The organism is Neorhizobium phenanthreniclasticum, assembly GCF_040066075.1.
GTDB lineage: Bacteria > Pseudomonadota > Alphaproteobacteria > Rhizobiales > Rhizobiaceae > Neorhizobium > Neorhizobium petrolearium.
Map to the genome: position 1 here is coordinate 60,794 of NZ_JBEAAL010000018.1, position 13,914 is coordinate 74,707.

Consider the following 13,914-nt stretch of genomic DNA (forward strand, 5'->3'; position numbering starts at 1 on the left):
ATCCGATTCCCAGAGATTCGCTTCTAGATTTCAGTTTGCGCCGTCGGCAGGCTACCCTCTGGTGATCCTCTTGAGGATGAGATTGAGCAAGGCGCGCAGGCGCGGCAATCTCTTGAGATCCCGATGATAGCCGATCCAGGTGTCGCGGGATGGAGGTTGTTCACCCAAATCGATCAGTCGGAGGCCTGCGGTCGCATCCCCCAGCGGGCGGGGCAGCACCGCCAGCCCGGCGCCAAGGGCACAAAGTCGTGCCTGGATCTCCCGACTGTTGCTTCGGCACACGATCGTCGCGTTCGGAAGAGCCCGCGTCACCCATGCGACATCCGGCATACCGCCGAAAGCGGTGTCCATCAGGATCAACGGGCATCCCGCGCCGTCGCCTCTTCGCGCATTCGGGTGATCTGACCTGGCATAGAGACCGTAGGGAATTGTAACCAGCTTGCGCGCAATCACCTCCGGCTCGTCGAAGGGCGCGATGCGCATGACGATATCCGCTTCGCGGCGGGCGAGACTGTAGAGACGTGGATCGGTCAGTAGTTCAACGGTGACTTTCGGATGGAGTTGAGCGAACTCCGCAAGCACGGGGCTGAGCATGGTCGCGCCGAACCAGTCGGAGCATGACACGCGCAACAAGCCTTCGAGCCCGCCGACACTGCCAGCCAGCTTGCGCTGCATGGAAAGCGCCTCTTCTTCCATGCGGACTGCATGCGCAAACATCGCCTCACCTTCGTCGGTCAGGACGAAACCATCGCTGGTGCGCTGGAACAGCACCAACCCGACCGCTTCTTCGAGCGCGCGGAGCCGCCGGCCCATGGTCGGCTGCGTTTGTTTCAGGCGACGGGCGGCCGCTCCAAGCGTGCCCTCTCGAGCGATCGCGAGGAAGATGGGCAGATCGTTCCATTCAAGAGTGCGCATCGCGTTACCCATACATTTTCGCATGCTTTTCGTGCGATATTTATGATGGTCATGCAATTGAGTTGAGCACATATCTGGGCAATCAACAAGGAGACATGTCCCATGACCAATCCTGCGCAGAGAATGAAGGCCGCGTTCGTTGAGACAAACGACGGCCCCTTCCGCCTTGCCGAAGTTGCTCGCCCGACCGTCAATGCCGGCGAGATTCTCGTCCGTATTCATGCCAGCGGCGTCAATCCACTGGACGCCAAGATCAGAGCGGGTGCCGCAGCCCACGCCCGCCATCCGTTGCCGGCCGTGCTGGGCCTCGACCTGGCCGGCGTAGTGGAGGCGGTGGCTGCCGATGTCACGGCTTTCCGCCCCGGGGATGAGGTTTATGGCATGATCGGCGGTGTCGGCGGCATTCAGGGCACGCTGGCCGAGTATGCCTCCGTCGACGCCAGCCTGCTGGCGATCAAGCCGGCCAATCTGACCATGCGCGAGGCGGCCGCTTTGCCGCTCGTCACTATCACGGCCTGGGAAGGCCTCGTCGATCGCGCAAAGGTCCGGTCGGGACAGACGCTCCTCGTGCAGGGCGGCGCCGGTGGCGTCGGCCATGTCGCGGTCCAGATCGGCCTCGCGCTCGGCGCGACGGTATTCGCGACCGACCGCGCGGCCAAGGCAGATTTTATCCGCTCGATGGGTGCAACGCCTATCGACTATGCCAGCGAGTCGATTGAGGACTATGTCGGTCGCCATACCGGCGGCGCAGGTTTCGATCTGGTGTACGACACCGGCGGTGGCGCCATTCTGGATGCGTCGTTCCAGGCGGTCAAGCGTTTCGGCCATGTGGTGAGCAGCCTTGGCTGGGGCACGCATGCCCTGGCACCGCTTTCGTTCAAGGCCGGAACCTATTCGGGCGTCTTCACCCTTGCGCCGCTTCTCGATGGTGTTGGCCGCGCCCATCATGGCGAGATACTCAAGGCCGCTGCGGCACTGGTCGAGGCCGGCAAGCTCGTTCCGCGCCTTGATCCGCGGGTCTTCTCGTTCGACACTGTGACCGAGGCCCATGCCGCAATTAGCGATCGGACGGCTGCGGGCAAGATCGTCGTTTCCATCGTGGAGGCCTGATCCGCGCCAGGGCGTGCGTCATGGTTCGAAGGAGTAGCCACATGAGGAGCATTGAGGCGTGACCCATTTCATTTCGGATTGCGGCTGATTAAAATGATGCCGCTGGCGAAGTGAACCTTACCGCTGCAGCGCCATGACCGTTGTTCAATGAGGTTAAGCTCCGGAAAAAAATGCCGCTGGGTCGCGGGCTGTCCCGGCTACACGTGTGCGACTGCGCGCGATGTCGCGTTCGACGCTGTTCTTTCGCGTTTGTGGAGCCGGCTTTCAGAGCGAGATGATTTTAGGTGGATGGCCTGTTTCCATATCGGTATATGCGGCCGCCGGCATCGACATAATCCGTACTGCCTGCCGAAGATTTGTTGCTCGAAGCAGGCCTCCCACCACGATCTCTTTCTCGCCGGAGTAATCAAAGATACGATTGATCAGGAGAGGTAGATATCTTCTACCTGTTCATTTGTTGGTGCTCATGCGCGCAACGAGCCGGCCCTGGATGGTCACCGTCTTGTCTGCCAGGTCAGCGTTGCCTGCCAGTTCGGCCAAGGCTCGCTCCCCCATTTCCGCAAAGGGCAGTGTCACGCTGGAGATTCCCAGGTCCCGCGAGAACTCGCGGTCGTCATAGCCGATAATAGCGAGGTCTTCCGGCACCTTCCGTCCCATATCGCGGGCCGCTGCCATGGCGCCGCGTGCGACGATGTCGTTGTGGCAAAAAATGCCGTCCGGCGGCTCTGAAAGCGCCAACAGGTCGCGTGCTGCGGCATAGCCGCTGGCATGGCCCCAATCGCTGACCCGCTCGAATTGGGTGCCGAGATTCAGGCCGGCCCGGTTGAGCGAACGATGATAACCGGCCAGGCGCTCAATACTGGCGATCTGCCAGGGGTCGCCGGTGATCGTGGCGATGCGCCTGCAGCCGATCTCGATCAGGTGATCGGTCGCAAGCATGCCGCCATGGCGTTCAGCCGGCAGGATGGCAAAACCACTGCTGTCTTCACGGCGGCAATTGACCAAGACGTGGCGAAAATTGCCGAGCGAGGCCGGCGGCGAAACGATGGCCGTGAACGTGTTGGCATAGATGACGCCCTCGACCCCGAAACGGGCAAAGTTTTCAAGGGCCGCAATTTCACGGTCGGCGACGCTGTCGGTCACTTGAAGAACAATCTGCAGCCCTTGCGCATCGGCCCAGTTCTGCAGGCCATAGATCAAGTCGATTGGATAAGCTGCAGAGATTTCGTTGATCAACACGCCAAAGAGCCGCTTTCGCTCGGGATCAAGGTTTTCAATCAGCGGACCCGGCGAATAACCCAGTTCGCGTGCGATCTGCAGCACACGCTGACGCGTCGCCTCCGCGATCCGCACGCCCGGAATGCCGTTCAGGACGAGTGATACGGTCGTGCGCGAAACATTCGCTGCCCGCGCTACATCAACCATTTTGATTCGTTTTTTCATTCCAACCCCTGTTTTGCATAACCTCCTTGACAACAGGATTTTCGTCAAGCAGGTTGCTAAACAAATTTAGCAACCGCTCCTGAAGGCGGTTTCATATCTTCTCGCTGGGCGAACGGACGACGCAGACAAGTGTTTGCGCGGAGGGTTTCGTTTGTCCTTCGGGAACCGGAGGAGGATGTATCGTGACGATTCAGTCGCCTGTCATGGCCGAGTTCGCGCCCAACCCGCAATTTCATCGGGAGGGTTTGATCGATCTTTGCGGCCAGTGGGGCTTTGCTTTTGACGACGCCGATCTCGGCATGCTGGAAGGCTGGTGGAAACGAGCCGATGTCTTCGACAAGGCCATCACAGTCCCCTATCCGCCGGAATCGAAACTCTCCGGGATCGGTGCTCCCGGCTTTCATCCGGTGATCTGGTACCATCGCACTTTCCAAACCCGAAAGCTTGCACGCGATGAGCGCCTGTTTCTCCATTTCGGAGCTGTCGATTATGCTGCAAGCGTCTGGGTCAATGGCCAATGCGTTGCGACCCATCGCGGTGGCCATGTGCCGTTTTCCGCCGACATCACCGGTGTATTGAATGGTGAAGGCGAGCAGACGGTCGTCGTCCGGGCGGAAGATCAGCCGCGGGACGTCCGGGTCCCGCGCGGCAAGCAGGACTGGCTCGAAGACCCCCACGCCATCTGGTATCACCGCACCAGCGGGATTTGGCAGCCTGTCTGGCTGAGTATAGTGCCGGCCCTGCATTTCACCGATATCCATTTCGTCCCCGACCTCATCAACGCCCGGGTCCGTTGCGAGGTCCGGCTCAATGCCGCGCCGATCGAGCCGACCCGGCTGACGTTGAAATTCGGCGTGAAGGGAAAGTCTCTCGCCGAACAGAGCGTCATGCTGGCCGATAGCGAACTGTGCTTCGATATCTCCATTCCGCAGATCGAGCACGGGACTTATCGCGATCACCTTCTCTGGACGCCGGAGAAGCCGAACCTCGTTGACGCAGAGATCACTCTCGAAGGAAAGATGCCGGACCGGGTGAAGAGTTATCTCGGCCTGCGCAGCGTGAGCGTCTGCAATCACCTCTTTCTGCTCAATGAGCATCCCTATTACCTGCGCCTCGTACTCGGGCAGAATTACTGGCCGGAATCGCATCTCGCTGCACCCGATGCCGCCGCCCTGCGCAAGGAGGTGGAACTCATCAAATCCATGGGCTTCAACGGCGTCCGCGTCCATCAGAAGATTGAAGATCCGCGTTTCCTCTATTGGTGCGACGTGCTGGGCCTGCTTGTCTGGGAGGAGATGCCGAGCGCTTATGCCTTCTCCAGTTCCATGATGGAGCGCTTGTCTCAGGAGTGGATGGAGGCGATCCGCCGCGACAAGAGCCACCCGTGCATCGTCGCCTGGGTTCCGCTGAATGAAAGCTGGGGCGTCTCTCATATCGCCACGCGCGAGGATCAGGCCCATTTTGCATCCGCGCTCTATCATATGACCAAGGCGCTCGATCCGAGCCGCCCCGCGATTTCCAATGACGGTTGGGAACTGGTCGAAAGCGACATCTGGTCGGTTCATGACTATGCCCCCGACGGCGAAGGGCTGAGCAGCCGTTTCCACAATCGGGAGGACATGGAGGCCATGCTGAAGGGGATGGGGCCAGCGCGCCGTCGTCTTGTTCTCGGGGGACGGGAACTCGGCGACAAGCCGGTCATGCTGACCGAGTTCGGCGGGCTGAGCTATACCCCGAAGCAAGGGGACAACTGGCATGGTTATTCCACCGTGAGTGATCCCCAGGAGTTCGAGGCTTGCCTGCGCGACCTGTTCCTGGCAATTGCCGCAAGCCCCAATCTGGCCGGCTACTGCTACACGCAGGTAACGGATACGGAGCAGGAGGCGAACGGACTGCTGACCGCCGCCCGCGTTCCGAAACTTCCCCTGGAAACCATTCGTGACATCACCACCATGCCTGCCGCCATCATGCCGCAGGAGAAGGTCGACAACGCCCGTCGCGTGGCGCGCAAGGCCGCCGGTCACGAATAGCCGAATAGATGTTGCGGGAGGCGACAGGATGGAGACGGTACAGACATCCCGATTGTTTTTCAGGCGCAAGCCGGTGCCGGTCGATGCACTCGCGCCGTCTCACCGTGGCGAGGCTCGCACCGCGTTCGTCTTTCTTCTGCCGTGGCTGTTGGGGCTGATCTTTCTGACCGCGCTTCCGATGGTTGGCTCCTTCGTCCTGAGCTTCAGCCATTACGACCTTCTTTCTCCGCCACAGTGGATCGGGCTGGAGAATTATGAGCGTCTCTTCGCACACGATCCCCGCTATCTGAAATCCCTCGAGGTGACGACGACTTATGTGCTCGTCTCGGTGCCACTCTCCATCGCAATGGCGCTGGTGATTGCGGTCGCATTGTCGCAACAGACACCCACCGCCAATCTCTTTCGCGGCATCTTCTATCTGCCCTCGCTGCTCGGCGGCAGCGTCGCAGTCGGCGTGCTGTGGCGCCAGATCTTCGGCGGCAACGGGCTCGTCAACATGATGCTCGGCGGCCTTGGTTTCCAGACCACCAGCTGGATCGGTGATCCGCGCTACGCGCTGTGGACACTCATTATTCTCCACGTCTGGCAGTTCGGTGCGCCCATGGTGATCTTTCTTGCGGGTGTGCGCCAGATCCCGAAGGAGATCGTCGATGCCTCCATCATGGACGGTGCAAGCCCCGTGCAGAGGTTTTTCCGTATCACGTTGCCGCTTCTGAGCCCGCTGATCCTTTTCAATCTCGTGATGCAGACGATCAACGCCTTCCAGGCCTTCGTACCGGCATTCGTGATCAGCGACGGCACCGGCGGACCGATCGACTCGACGCTTTTCTATACGCTCTACCTCTACGTCGAGGGCTTCCGGAACTTCCGTATGGGGTACGCGATGGCAATGGCCTGGGTGCTGCTCGCGATCATCGCCGTCTTCACCGCGATCTCCTTCTACGCCTCGCGCTTCTGGGTCCATTACGAGAGCTGACAGAGATGAGTACGATCACGGATATTAACACCGCTGTTCCGATCCGCCGCATCCTCCGCGTCGGCCTGCTCGCCGCTGTTGCACTGTTGATGAGTTATCCGCTGCTCTGGCTGGTATCGAGCTCTTTCAAACCGGAAAGCATCATCTTCAGCGACGCGGGCTTCGATCTCAACCACTTCACCCTCCAGAATTATATCGAAGGCTGGGCCAAGCTTGGAATGCCGTTCGGCGTCTTCATGCTGGATTCGGCGTTCATCTGCCTGCTTGCAATCCTCGGGAACCTCTTTTCCTGTTCGCTCGCTGCCTATGCCTTCGCCAGGCTGCAGTTTCCCTTTTCCAAGACGGCCTTCGCGATCATGCTGGTGACCCTGATGCTGCCGATGCATGTCACCATCCTGCCGCAATATATCGCGTTCCAGAGCGTCGGCGCCGTCAATACGGTTCTGCCTCTGGTTTTGCCGAAGTTCTTCGCGGTCGACGCCTTCTTCATCTTTCTGCTGGTCCAGTTCATTCGCGGCATTCCACGCGATCTGGACCATGCGGCTGAAATGGACGGCTGCAACAAGTACCAGATCTTCTGGTACATCATCTTTCCCGTCTGTCGGCCAGCTCTGGTCCTCGTTGCCATCTTCTCGTTCCTCTGGACCTGGAACGACTTCTTTTCGCAGCTCATCTACTTGAGCTCGGCCGAGAACTACACGGCGCCGCTGGCTCTCAATCTGTTCATCGATGCGACGAGCGGCGAATCCGCCTGGGGCATGCTCTTTGCGATGTCGGTGATAACCCTGCTGCCGCTCTTCGTGCTGTTCATGCTGTTCCAGCGGCAGCTCGCTGAGGGCATCGCGACGACTGGCCTCAAGGGCTAGGTCCGGCGGAACGCGTGATTATGAGGAGGAATGAAATAATGAGGAGGAGTGAAATGAGTTCAAGGAAATACGGCCTTTCCCTCGACCGGCGGCAATTGCTGAAAGTCAGCGTCGGCGGCACGGCCGCCCTTTGGCTGGGGCTCGGCGAGCAGGCTCTTGCCGCGAATGGCGGGGTGAAGGTGTCCTGGTATGGGGGGCAGGATACTCATGAGCGCATGCAGAAAGCGCTCAAGCTGTTTACCGAGAAAAATCCCGACATCCCGACTACGGTCGAATTCGCGCCTTTCAACGAGTTCTGGGACCGCTTGCCGGTGCAATATGCGGGCGGCGGGGCGCCGGACATGCACCGGCACTCGATGACCTATCTCTACAGCTATATCAAGCGCGGGCTGCTTGCCGATCTTGCTCCTTATATCGGCTCGACCATCGACATCTCCAAGCTCTATCCCGGTGTTGTCGATATCGGGACAATGAACGGCAAGACCAATGCAATCGGCAACAATCAGATCGCGTTCGCGCTTTTCTACAACAGGGAAAAGCTGGACAAGGCTGGTGTTACCGGCAAGCTCGACAATCTGACGTGGGATGGCTTCCGCGAAATTTCAATCGCCCTCGGGAAGGCCGGCGGCAATCGACACTATGGTACCAATGACAGCGGCGGTGTGCTGGCATTTCTCGAATTGTTCGTAACCCAGCGTGGCAAGTCGCTGTATGCCGAAAACGCACTTGGCTTCGAACAGCAGGATCTCGTCGACTGGTTTGCATTCTGGCAATCCATGCGCGATGAGCAGGGCGCTCCGCCGCCTGCCATTACCTCGGAAAGCACCGGCTTTCAGAACGCGCCCATGGTGCGCGACATGGCGGCTATGCAGACCGGCTGGTGCCAGCAACTCGTCTTCTTCCAGGCGCTGATGAAGCAGGAACTCGGCATTCACGCCTGCCCAAGCCCGGCGGAAGGCCCCGACAATGGCCATCTCATCCGCGCGCTCGACTTCTGGGCCGTGCCGGCGCGTTCGAAGAACGTCGACAAAGCAGCAAAGCTCATCGATTTCCTGCTGAACGACGAGGAAGCAATCGAAATCCTGGGGCTGACGCTCGGCGGTCCCGCCTCTGACAAGGCTTCCGATATTCTGTCGAAGTCCGTCGACAAGACGAGCGGCATGGTTCTCGACTATCTGAAGGGCCTGCGGGCTCATGCGTCGAAGAAGACACCGGGATGGATCGCCGGCCATGGGGAGCTGGAATCACTCCTGAAGCGCCTCAACGAGTCGATCGGTTTTGCCCAGACGACGCCCAAGGACGCTGCAGATGAGTTCTTCTCGCAGGCGGTTTCTATCCTCAGATGACGTGATGACGGCGGGCGACGCGTCCGCCGTCGCCTAATCAATGGAGCATGTCCGTGAATAGCAAACCCAATATCGTGCTGATCATGACAGATCAGCAACGGGCTGACTTCTTCGCCTCTGAAGGTTTTCCCGTCGATACCATGCCGCGTGTCGAGGCGCTCGGCCGGTCGGGCATGCGCTTCCGCCGCGCCTACACACCGATGCCGACTTGCACGCCCGCCCGCACCAGCCTGATGACCGGGCGTTTTCCCAAGGCGACGCGTGTCAAGCAGAACTGGTCGCCGCAAGAGAATGTCACCTATGCCGTCGATCTGCCGCAGGTTCTCCGCGCGGCCGGCTATACGGTCAATCTGGCCGGCAAGAACCACAGTTATCTCGCTCCTGAGGATTTCGATTTCTATGGCGGTCCCTATAGCCACACGGACGGGCCCACGAACGGTGCAATGCCGCTTGCGAAGGAGTTCGACAAATGGCTCTTCGATCTCGACCATCATGTCTCGGCGGAGCCGACACCGTTCCCGCTGGCAACCCAGCTTTGCTCCCGCATTGTCGACGACGCCATACGTTGCGTCGACGACAATAGGGAAAAGCCCTTTTTCCTTTGGCTTTCCCTGCCGGAACCCCATAATCCCTATCAGGCGCCGGAACCCTACTTTTCCATGTTCCCGCCCGAGCAGATGCCCGGCCGTTACGGTTCGCGCGAAACCGCCATTACACGCGGAGGTCAGTGGCGATGGCTCGCCGATCTCTTCGAGGAAAAGCGCCCCGGTTATGATGCCGAATGGCGGCGTTATCGTGCGGTCTATGCCGGGATGATCCGTATGCTGGACGATCAGATAGCCCGTTTTCTCGATCATCTCGATGCGAAGGGTCTCGCCGACGATACGGTCCTGATCTTCGTCTCCGATCATGGCGACTATGCCGGCGACTACGGTCTGCAACGGAAGGGTGCGGGCCTGCCGGAATGCCTGATCCGCGTGCCGATGTTGTTCAGCGGACCCGGCATCGTCGCGCAGGAGAACGGAACCGACTTCGTCTCGCTTGTCGATATCTTCCCGACCATCTGCGAGATGATCGGTTCGCCGATTCCTGCCGGCGTCCAGGGCCGCAGCCTCTGGCCGATGCTGACGGGGGCCGAATATCCGAAGCGCGAATTCGACAGCATCTATTCCGAGCTGGGAATAGGCGACCTGCCTTACGAGCCGGGCGAACGGCCGGAACTCCATTTTCCCTATGAGGGCCGAAAGCTCGACGAACTGAATGCCGCGACACAGAGCGGGAACCTGAAGATGGTCCGCAAGGGCGATTTCAAGCTGACTTTCGATGTGATGGGCCGGGCCGAGCTATTCGATCTCAGCCGGGACCCTGGCGAGCTCCACGATCTTTACGGCGATCCGAGCCATGCTGCTACGAAGGCGGAGATGCTCGAGGCCCTCCTCGCCTGGGCGATACGCACGGAGGACAGCCTCCCGCGCGCCAAATACATCCCCAAAGTCGCCAGGCACGGCTGGTACTGGCTGGGCGATAATGCAGGAGCAGGGCAATGACCGCAATCAGCCTCAAGGATATCCGCAAGTCGTACGGTTCGCTGGAGGTGATCAGCAGTATCGACCTCGATATCGAACGGGGAGAGTTCGTCGTCTTCGTTGGACCGTCGGGTTGCGGAAAGTCGACGCTGCTGCGGATGATCGCGGGCCTCGAAGGTATCAACTCGGGCGACCTTATGATCGGAGACGTGCGCGCCAACGACGTACCTCCTTCCCAGCGCGGCATCGCCATGGTCTTCCAGTCTTATGCGCTCTATCCGCATATGGATGTCTACGACAATCTCGCGTTCAGTCTGAAGATCGCTCATGTCGACAAGGCGGAGATCGACCGCCGCGTCCGGCTCGCCGCGGAGATGTTGCAGCTTGAACCCTATCTCAAGCGCCGCCCGCGCCAGCTATCCGGTGGCCAGCGCCAGCGCGTCGCGATCGGCCGCGCCATCGTGCGCGAGGCCGAGGTCTTTCTGTTCGACGAACCCCTGTCCAATCTCGATGCGGCGCTGAGGGTCGCCACCCGTATCGAGATCGCCAGGTTAAAAGAACGGCTCCCGGACACGACGATGATCTATGTCACCCACGACCAGGTCGAGGCGATGACGCTGGCCGACCGGATCGTCGTCCTGAACGGCGGCCGCATCGAACAGGTCGGCCGGCCCGTCGAGCTCTACGACAGCCCCCGGAACGTGTTCGTGGCCGGTTTCATCGGCTCGCCGGCCATGAACTTCCTGCCGGTCGATCTGGTGTTCGAGGGCGATGTCGCGCGCATTGCGCGCAGTGGCAAGCCTCTTCCGCTCGTTCGCTTCGCGGCCGGTGGCCGGACAGGCTGCGAGCGAGGCATCCTCGGCATCCGGCCCGAGCATATGCGGATCGGCACGGCCGAGCAGGCGCTGATTTCCGGACCGGTCGATCTGGTCGAACATCTGGGAGAGGTGACGATTGCCTATCTGCGGCTGTCCGACGATATTTCCGTAACCGTCAAGTTCGAGCGTACACGGGATTTGAAGAAAGGGGAGGTCCTGCACCTGACCGCCGATCCGGCCGATCTTCACGCCTTCGATCAATCGGGCTTGGCGCTGGCTCGTCCTGGCGGCGTTGAGGCAAGTGCTTAGACAGGAGCCGGAGAGACGCCGCACAGGCGGAAAGCAGGCATGGCAAAGTTTCGCTATTCCAACGGTCGTCAACCCGCCGTGAAATAGAGGATCGTTTCGCCATACCGGCATCCGGCCGCTTAACTGTTTTCCTTGCTGCGATAAATGTCCGGCAGGATGAAGATTTCGTCGGCGCGGCCGTATCCACCGTCCTTGACTTCCTCGATCAGGACCATCGTATGCGGTCGCGCTGCCTCGCTGAAATATTCGACGAGCATGTCCGTTGCGCGATGCACGATCTCTTCTTTCTGTGCGCGGCTAAGGGCGCCTTCCGGTGTCTTGATGTTCACGAATGGCATGGGGTTCTCCTGGTTCCTGAGGTATTAAATCATGCCGCCATTGGCGCGGATCACCTGACCGTTTATCCAGCCGCTTTGCGGGCTGGCGAGGAAGGCGACGACCGAGGCGATGTCATCCGGTTGGCCGAGACGGCCGAGCGGAATTGTCCGGGTGATGTTCTGCACCAATTCGTCGGACTTGCCCGTCATGAACATATCGGTTTCCACGGGGCCCGGTGCGACCGTGTTGACGGTGATCTTGCGCCGGCCGAGTTCCTTGGAGGCGACATGGGTCATGGCTTCGACGCCGGCCTTGCTGGCGGCATAGGCGCCGTAGGCCGGCCCATAAACGCCAACGACGCTGGAGGAAAAGTTGATGATGCGGCCGTCGTCGCGGAGCCGGCGGCCCGCTTCGCGAATGCCGCGGAACGTGCCGGTCAGGTTGACGGCAATATGCTGCTCGAAGGTTGCGTCATCCATGTCGGCAAGCGGCGCGAGCTTCATCATGCCAGCGTTGTTGACGAGGATGTCGACACCGCCGAAGCTTTTCTCCGCGGCGTCGAACAGATCGGCGGCAGCGGTCGGACTACCGATATCCGCCTGTACGGCAACCGCCTTGCCGCCGCTCCTTTCGATCTCGGTGACGACCGCGTCGGCAGCCTTGCGGCTTGTCGCGTAGTTCACCACGACGGCGATGCCGTCTCTTGCGAGCCGGAGCGCAATGGCTCGGCCGATGCCCTTCGATGCGCCGGTGACGATCGCGACGCGTTGTCCGTTGGTAGTCATGGCAAATTCTCCTTCGTTGATGAGCAAGAGATATTGCTGACACCAATCGAGAACAATTGTGAGCGAATTGACATGAGAATTCGTCTGTGGTGAACAAAGCCATGGATCGTCTCGACCGCATGCAGCTCTTCACCCGAATTGTGGAACGGCGTAGCTTTTCCGCTGCCGCTTCCGATCTCGGCCTTGCCCGCTCAACCGTGACCGAGTCGATCAAGCAACTGGAGGATGATATCGGCGTGCGGCTTCTCGAGCGGACGACCCGCCACGTTACGACGACGCTGGATGGCCGCGCCTTTTACGAGCGGTGTCTGGCGATCCTTGCCGAAGTCGACGAGGCGGAGAACATTTTTCGAGATGCCCAGCCGCGCGGCCTGCTCAGGGTCGATGCGCACGGATTTCTCACCCGTACGTTTCTGCTGCCGCGGCTCCACGAATTCCTCGACCGTTATCCGCTGCTCGAACTGCAGATCGGCCAGGGCGACCGATTGGTGGATCTTGTGCGCGAAGGAGTCGATTGCGTCATCCGCGCCGGCGAGGTGGCCGACAGCGGGTTGATCATGCGGCGGCTGGGCACGATCAGCGAAATCACCTGCGCCAGCCCGGCTTATATCGAAAGGCACGGCATGCCGCAGTCGCCCGATGCGCTGGCCGGGCATGCAGCGGTCGGTTTCATCTCGTCTCGCACCGGGCAGATCATGCCATTGGAATTCATGGTTGGGGGCGAAGTGCGTTATGTCACCCTGCCGGCCCGGTTGACGGTCAACAATTCCGACACGCTGATCGATCTCGCGCGACGGGGCTATGGCCTCATGCAGGCACCGCGCTACCGCCTGCAGCCGGATATCGACGAGGGCGCCTTGGTCGAGGTTCTCGCCAGCTTTCCGCCACCGCCGACACTGCTTTCGGCGCTCTACCCGCAGAACCGCCAGCTTTCGCCGCGGGTGCGCGTCTTCATCGACTGGATTGTCAAGGTGTTCGCCGAAGCAGGGCTTTAAGCTCAGCCAGGTTCATTTCCGCCACGCTACGATTCTCGGCGTGAAGACTTGTACGATCTCGCCCTTCTGGTTGATCGTCTCGCTGCGGAAGGTGACGAGCCCGCGCTCGGGCCGCGAGCGCGAAGGCGCGATACTCACCACCTCGCTTTCGACATGGATACGGTCGCCGGGCCATGTGGCGCGCGGCCAGGAGATTTCCCCGCCCGCGCCGATCAGCCCGCCGGCAAGCGGCAGGCTCTGCACCAAGAGCCGCATGGTGATCGCGGCCGTATGCCAGCCGCTGGCCGCAAGCTTGCCGAACAGGCTGTTGCGCGCCAGTTCCTCGTCGAGATGGAAGAACTGCGGATCGTAGCGTCCGGCGAATTCACGGATTTCGTCAAGTTCCATCACATGGGAAGGGCTGGTGAAACGCTGTCCGAGTTCGAGGTCGTTGAGATAGAGCTTCACCGTCTGCGCATCGTCGGTCATTTCGCTTTT

13 protein-coding genes are annotated in these 13,914 nt (G+C 60.4%); 8 read left to right on the forward strand and 5 right to left on the reverse strand.

The window, feature by feature from the left end; genetic code table 11:
- Positions 1-51: 51 nt before the first annotated feature.
- Positions 52-915 (reverse strand): LysR family transcriptional regulator, encoded by an 864-nt coding sequence (locus ABK249_RS21125; protein WP_037157195.1) that lies wholly within the window; start codon positions 913-915, stop codon positions 52-54.
- Positions 916-1,017: 102 nt separating this feature from the next.
- On the opposite strand from ABK249_RS21125, the gene ABK249_RS21130 reads away from it, so the two are divergent.
- Positions 1,018-2,025, forward strand: a complete 1,008-nt coding sequence (locus ABK249_RS21130; protein WP_037156321.1) for a zinc-dependent alcohol dehydrogenase family protein — start codon at positions 1,018-1,020, stop codon at positions 2,023-2,025.
- Positions 2,026-2,475: 450 nt separating this feature from the next.
- Here the strand turns inward: ABK249_RS21130 and ABK249_RS21135 are convergent, their stop codons facing one another.
- A complete protein-coding gene (locus ABK249_RS21135) occupies positions 2,476-3,516 on the reverse strand; it encodes a LacI family DNA-binding transcriptional regulator (protein WP_152601241.1) in 1,041 nt (346 codons plus the stop codon).
- 134 nt (positions 3,517-3,650) lie between these two features.
- On the opposite strand from ABK249_RS21135, the gene ABK249_RS21140 reads away from it, so the two are divergent.
- Genes ABK249_RS21140 through ABK249_RS21165 form a run of 6 tightly spaced genes read left to right on the forward strand, consistent with a single transcriptional unit; the run spans position 3,651 to position 11,339 of the window.
- Complete coding sequence (locus ABK249_RS21140; RefSeq protein ID WP_348863896.1) at positions 3,651-5,498, forward strand: glycoside hydrolase family 2 protein; 1,848 nt, start codon at positions 3,651-3,653, stop codon at positions 5,496-5,498.
- A gap of 28 nt (positions 5,499-5,526) precedes the next feature.
- The gene (locus ABK249_RS21145; protein WP_037156324.1) at positions 5,527-6,474 is read left to right on the forward strand and encodes a carbohydrate ABC transporter permease; all 948 of its coding nucleotides are present in this window, start codon (positions 5,527-5,529) and stop codon (positions 6,472-6,474) included.
- A gap of 5 nt (positions 6,475-6,479) precedes the next feature.
- Positions 6,480-7,340, forward strand: a complete 861-nt coding sequence (locus ABK249_RS21150; protein WP_348863897.1) for a carbohydrate ABC transporter permease — start codon at positions 6,480-6,482, stop codon at positions 7,338-7,340.
- A 53-nt stretch (positions 7,341-7,393) separates the two neighbouring features.
- Complete coding sequence (locus tag ABK249_RS21155) at positions 7,394-8,686, forward strand: ABC transporter substrate-binding protein (protein ID WP_227704560.1); 1,293 nt, start codon at positions 7,394-7,396, stop codon at positions 8,684-8,686.
- Between the two features lie 53 nt (positions 8,687-8,739).
- Positions 8,740-10,233: a sulfatase family protein gene (locus ABK249_RS21160; protein ID WP_348863899.1), complete on the forward strand. Its 1,494-nt coding sequence runs from the start codon at positions 8,740-8,742 to the stop codon at positions 10,231-10,233.
- Entirely contained in the window at positions 10,230-11,339 is a 1,110-nt protein-coding gene (locus ABK249_RS21165; RefSeq protein ID WP_037156328.1) for an ABC transporter ATP-binding protein, read from the forward strand. Before ABK249_RS21160 ends, ABK249_RS21165 begins: the two co-directional genes overlap by 4 nt.
- A gap of 119 nt (positions 11,340-11,458) precedes the next feature.
- On the opposite strand, the gene ABK249_RS21170 is transcribed toward ABK249_RS21165, so the two are convergent.
- Positions 11,459-11,677 (reverse strand): tautomerase family protein, encoded by a 219-nt coding sequence (locus ABK249_RS21170; RefSeq protein WP_037156329.1) that lies wholly within the window; start codon positions 11,675-11,677, stop codon positions 11,459-11,461.
- A 24-nt stretch (positions 11,678-11,701) separates the two neighbouring features.
- Positions 11,702-12,442, reverse strand: a complete 741-nt coding sequence (locus tag ABK249_RS21175; protein ID WP_227704558.1) for an SDR family oxidoreductase — start codon at positions 12,440-12,442, stop codon at positions 11,702-11,704.
- Positions 12,443-12,543: 101 nt separating this feature from the next.
- Here ABK249_RS21175 and ABK249_RS21180 point away from each other — a divergent pair, with 101 nt between their 5' ends.
- A complete protein-coding gene (locus ABK249_RS21180; RefSeq protein WP_227704557.1) occupies positions 12,544-13,437 on the forward strand; it encodes a LysR family transcriptional regulator in 894 nt (297 codons plus the stop codon).
- A 12-nt stretch (positions 13,438-13,449) separates the two neighbouring features.
- Here the strand turns inward: ABK249_RS21180 and ABK249_RS21185 are convergent, their stop codons facing one another.
- Positions 13,450-13,905, reverse strand: a complete 456-nt coding sequence (locus ABK249_RS21185; RefSeq protein ID WP_037156332.1) for a MaoC family dehydratase — start codon at positions 13,903-13,905, stop codon at positions 13,450-13,452.
- Positions 13,906-13,914: the final 9 nt, after the last annotated feature.

Coding starts and splice junctions, on each gene's coding strand:
- ABK249_RS21145 (WP_037156324.1), top strand. CDS start 5,527: ATGGAGACGGTACAGACATCCCGATTGTTTTTCAGGCGCAAGCCGGTG.
- ABK249_RS21170 (WP_037156329.1), bottom strand. CDS start 11,677: ATGCCATTCGTGAACATCAAGACACCGGAAGGCGCCCTTAGCCGCGCA.
- ABK249_RS21175 (WP_227704558.1), bottom strand. CDS start 12,442: ATGACTACCAACGGACAACGCGTCGCGATCGTCACCGGCGCATCGAAG.
- ABK249_RS21185 (WP_037156332.1), bottom strand. CDS start 13,905: ATGACCGACGATGCGCAGACGGTGAAGCTCTATCTCAACGACCTCGAA.
- ABK249_RS21165 (WP_037156328.1), top strand. CDS start 10,230: ATGACCGCAATCAGCCTCAAGGATATCCGCAAGTCGTACGGTTCGCTG.
- ABK249_RS21155 (WP_227704560.1), top strand. CDS start 7,394: ATGAGTTCAAGGAAATACGGCCTTTCCCTCGACCGGCGGCAATTGCTG.
- ABK249_RS21180 (WP_227704557.1), top strand. CDS start 12,544: ATGGATCGTCTCGACCGCATGCAGCTCTTCACCCGAATTGTGGAACGG.
- ABK249_RS21150 (WP_348863897.1), top strand. CDS start 6,480: ATGAGTACGATCACGGATATTAACACCGCTGTTCCGATCCGCCGCATC.
- ABK249_RS21130 (WP_037156321.1), top strand. CDS start 1,018: ATGACCAATCCTGCGCAGAGAATGAAGGCCGCGTTCGTTGAGACAAAC.
- ABK249_RS21125 (WP_037157195.1), bottom strand. CDS start 915: ATGCGCACTCTTGAATGGAACGATCTGCCCATCTTCCTCGCGATCGCT.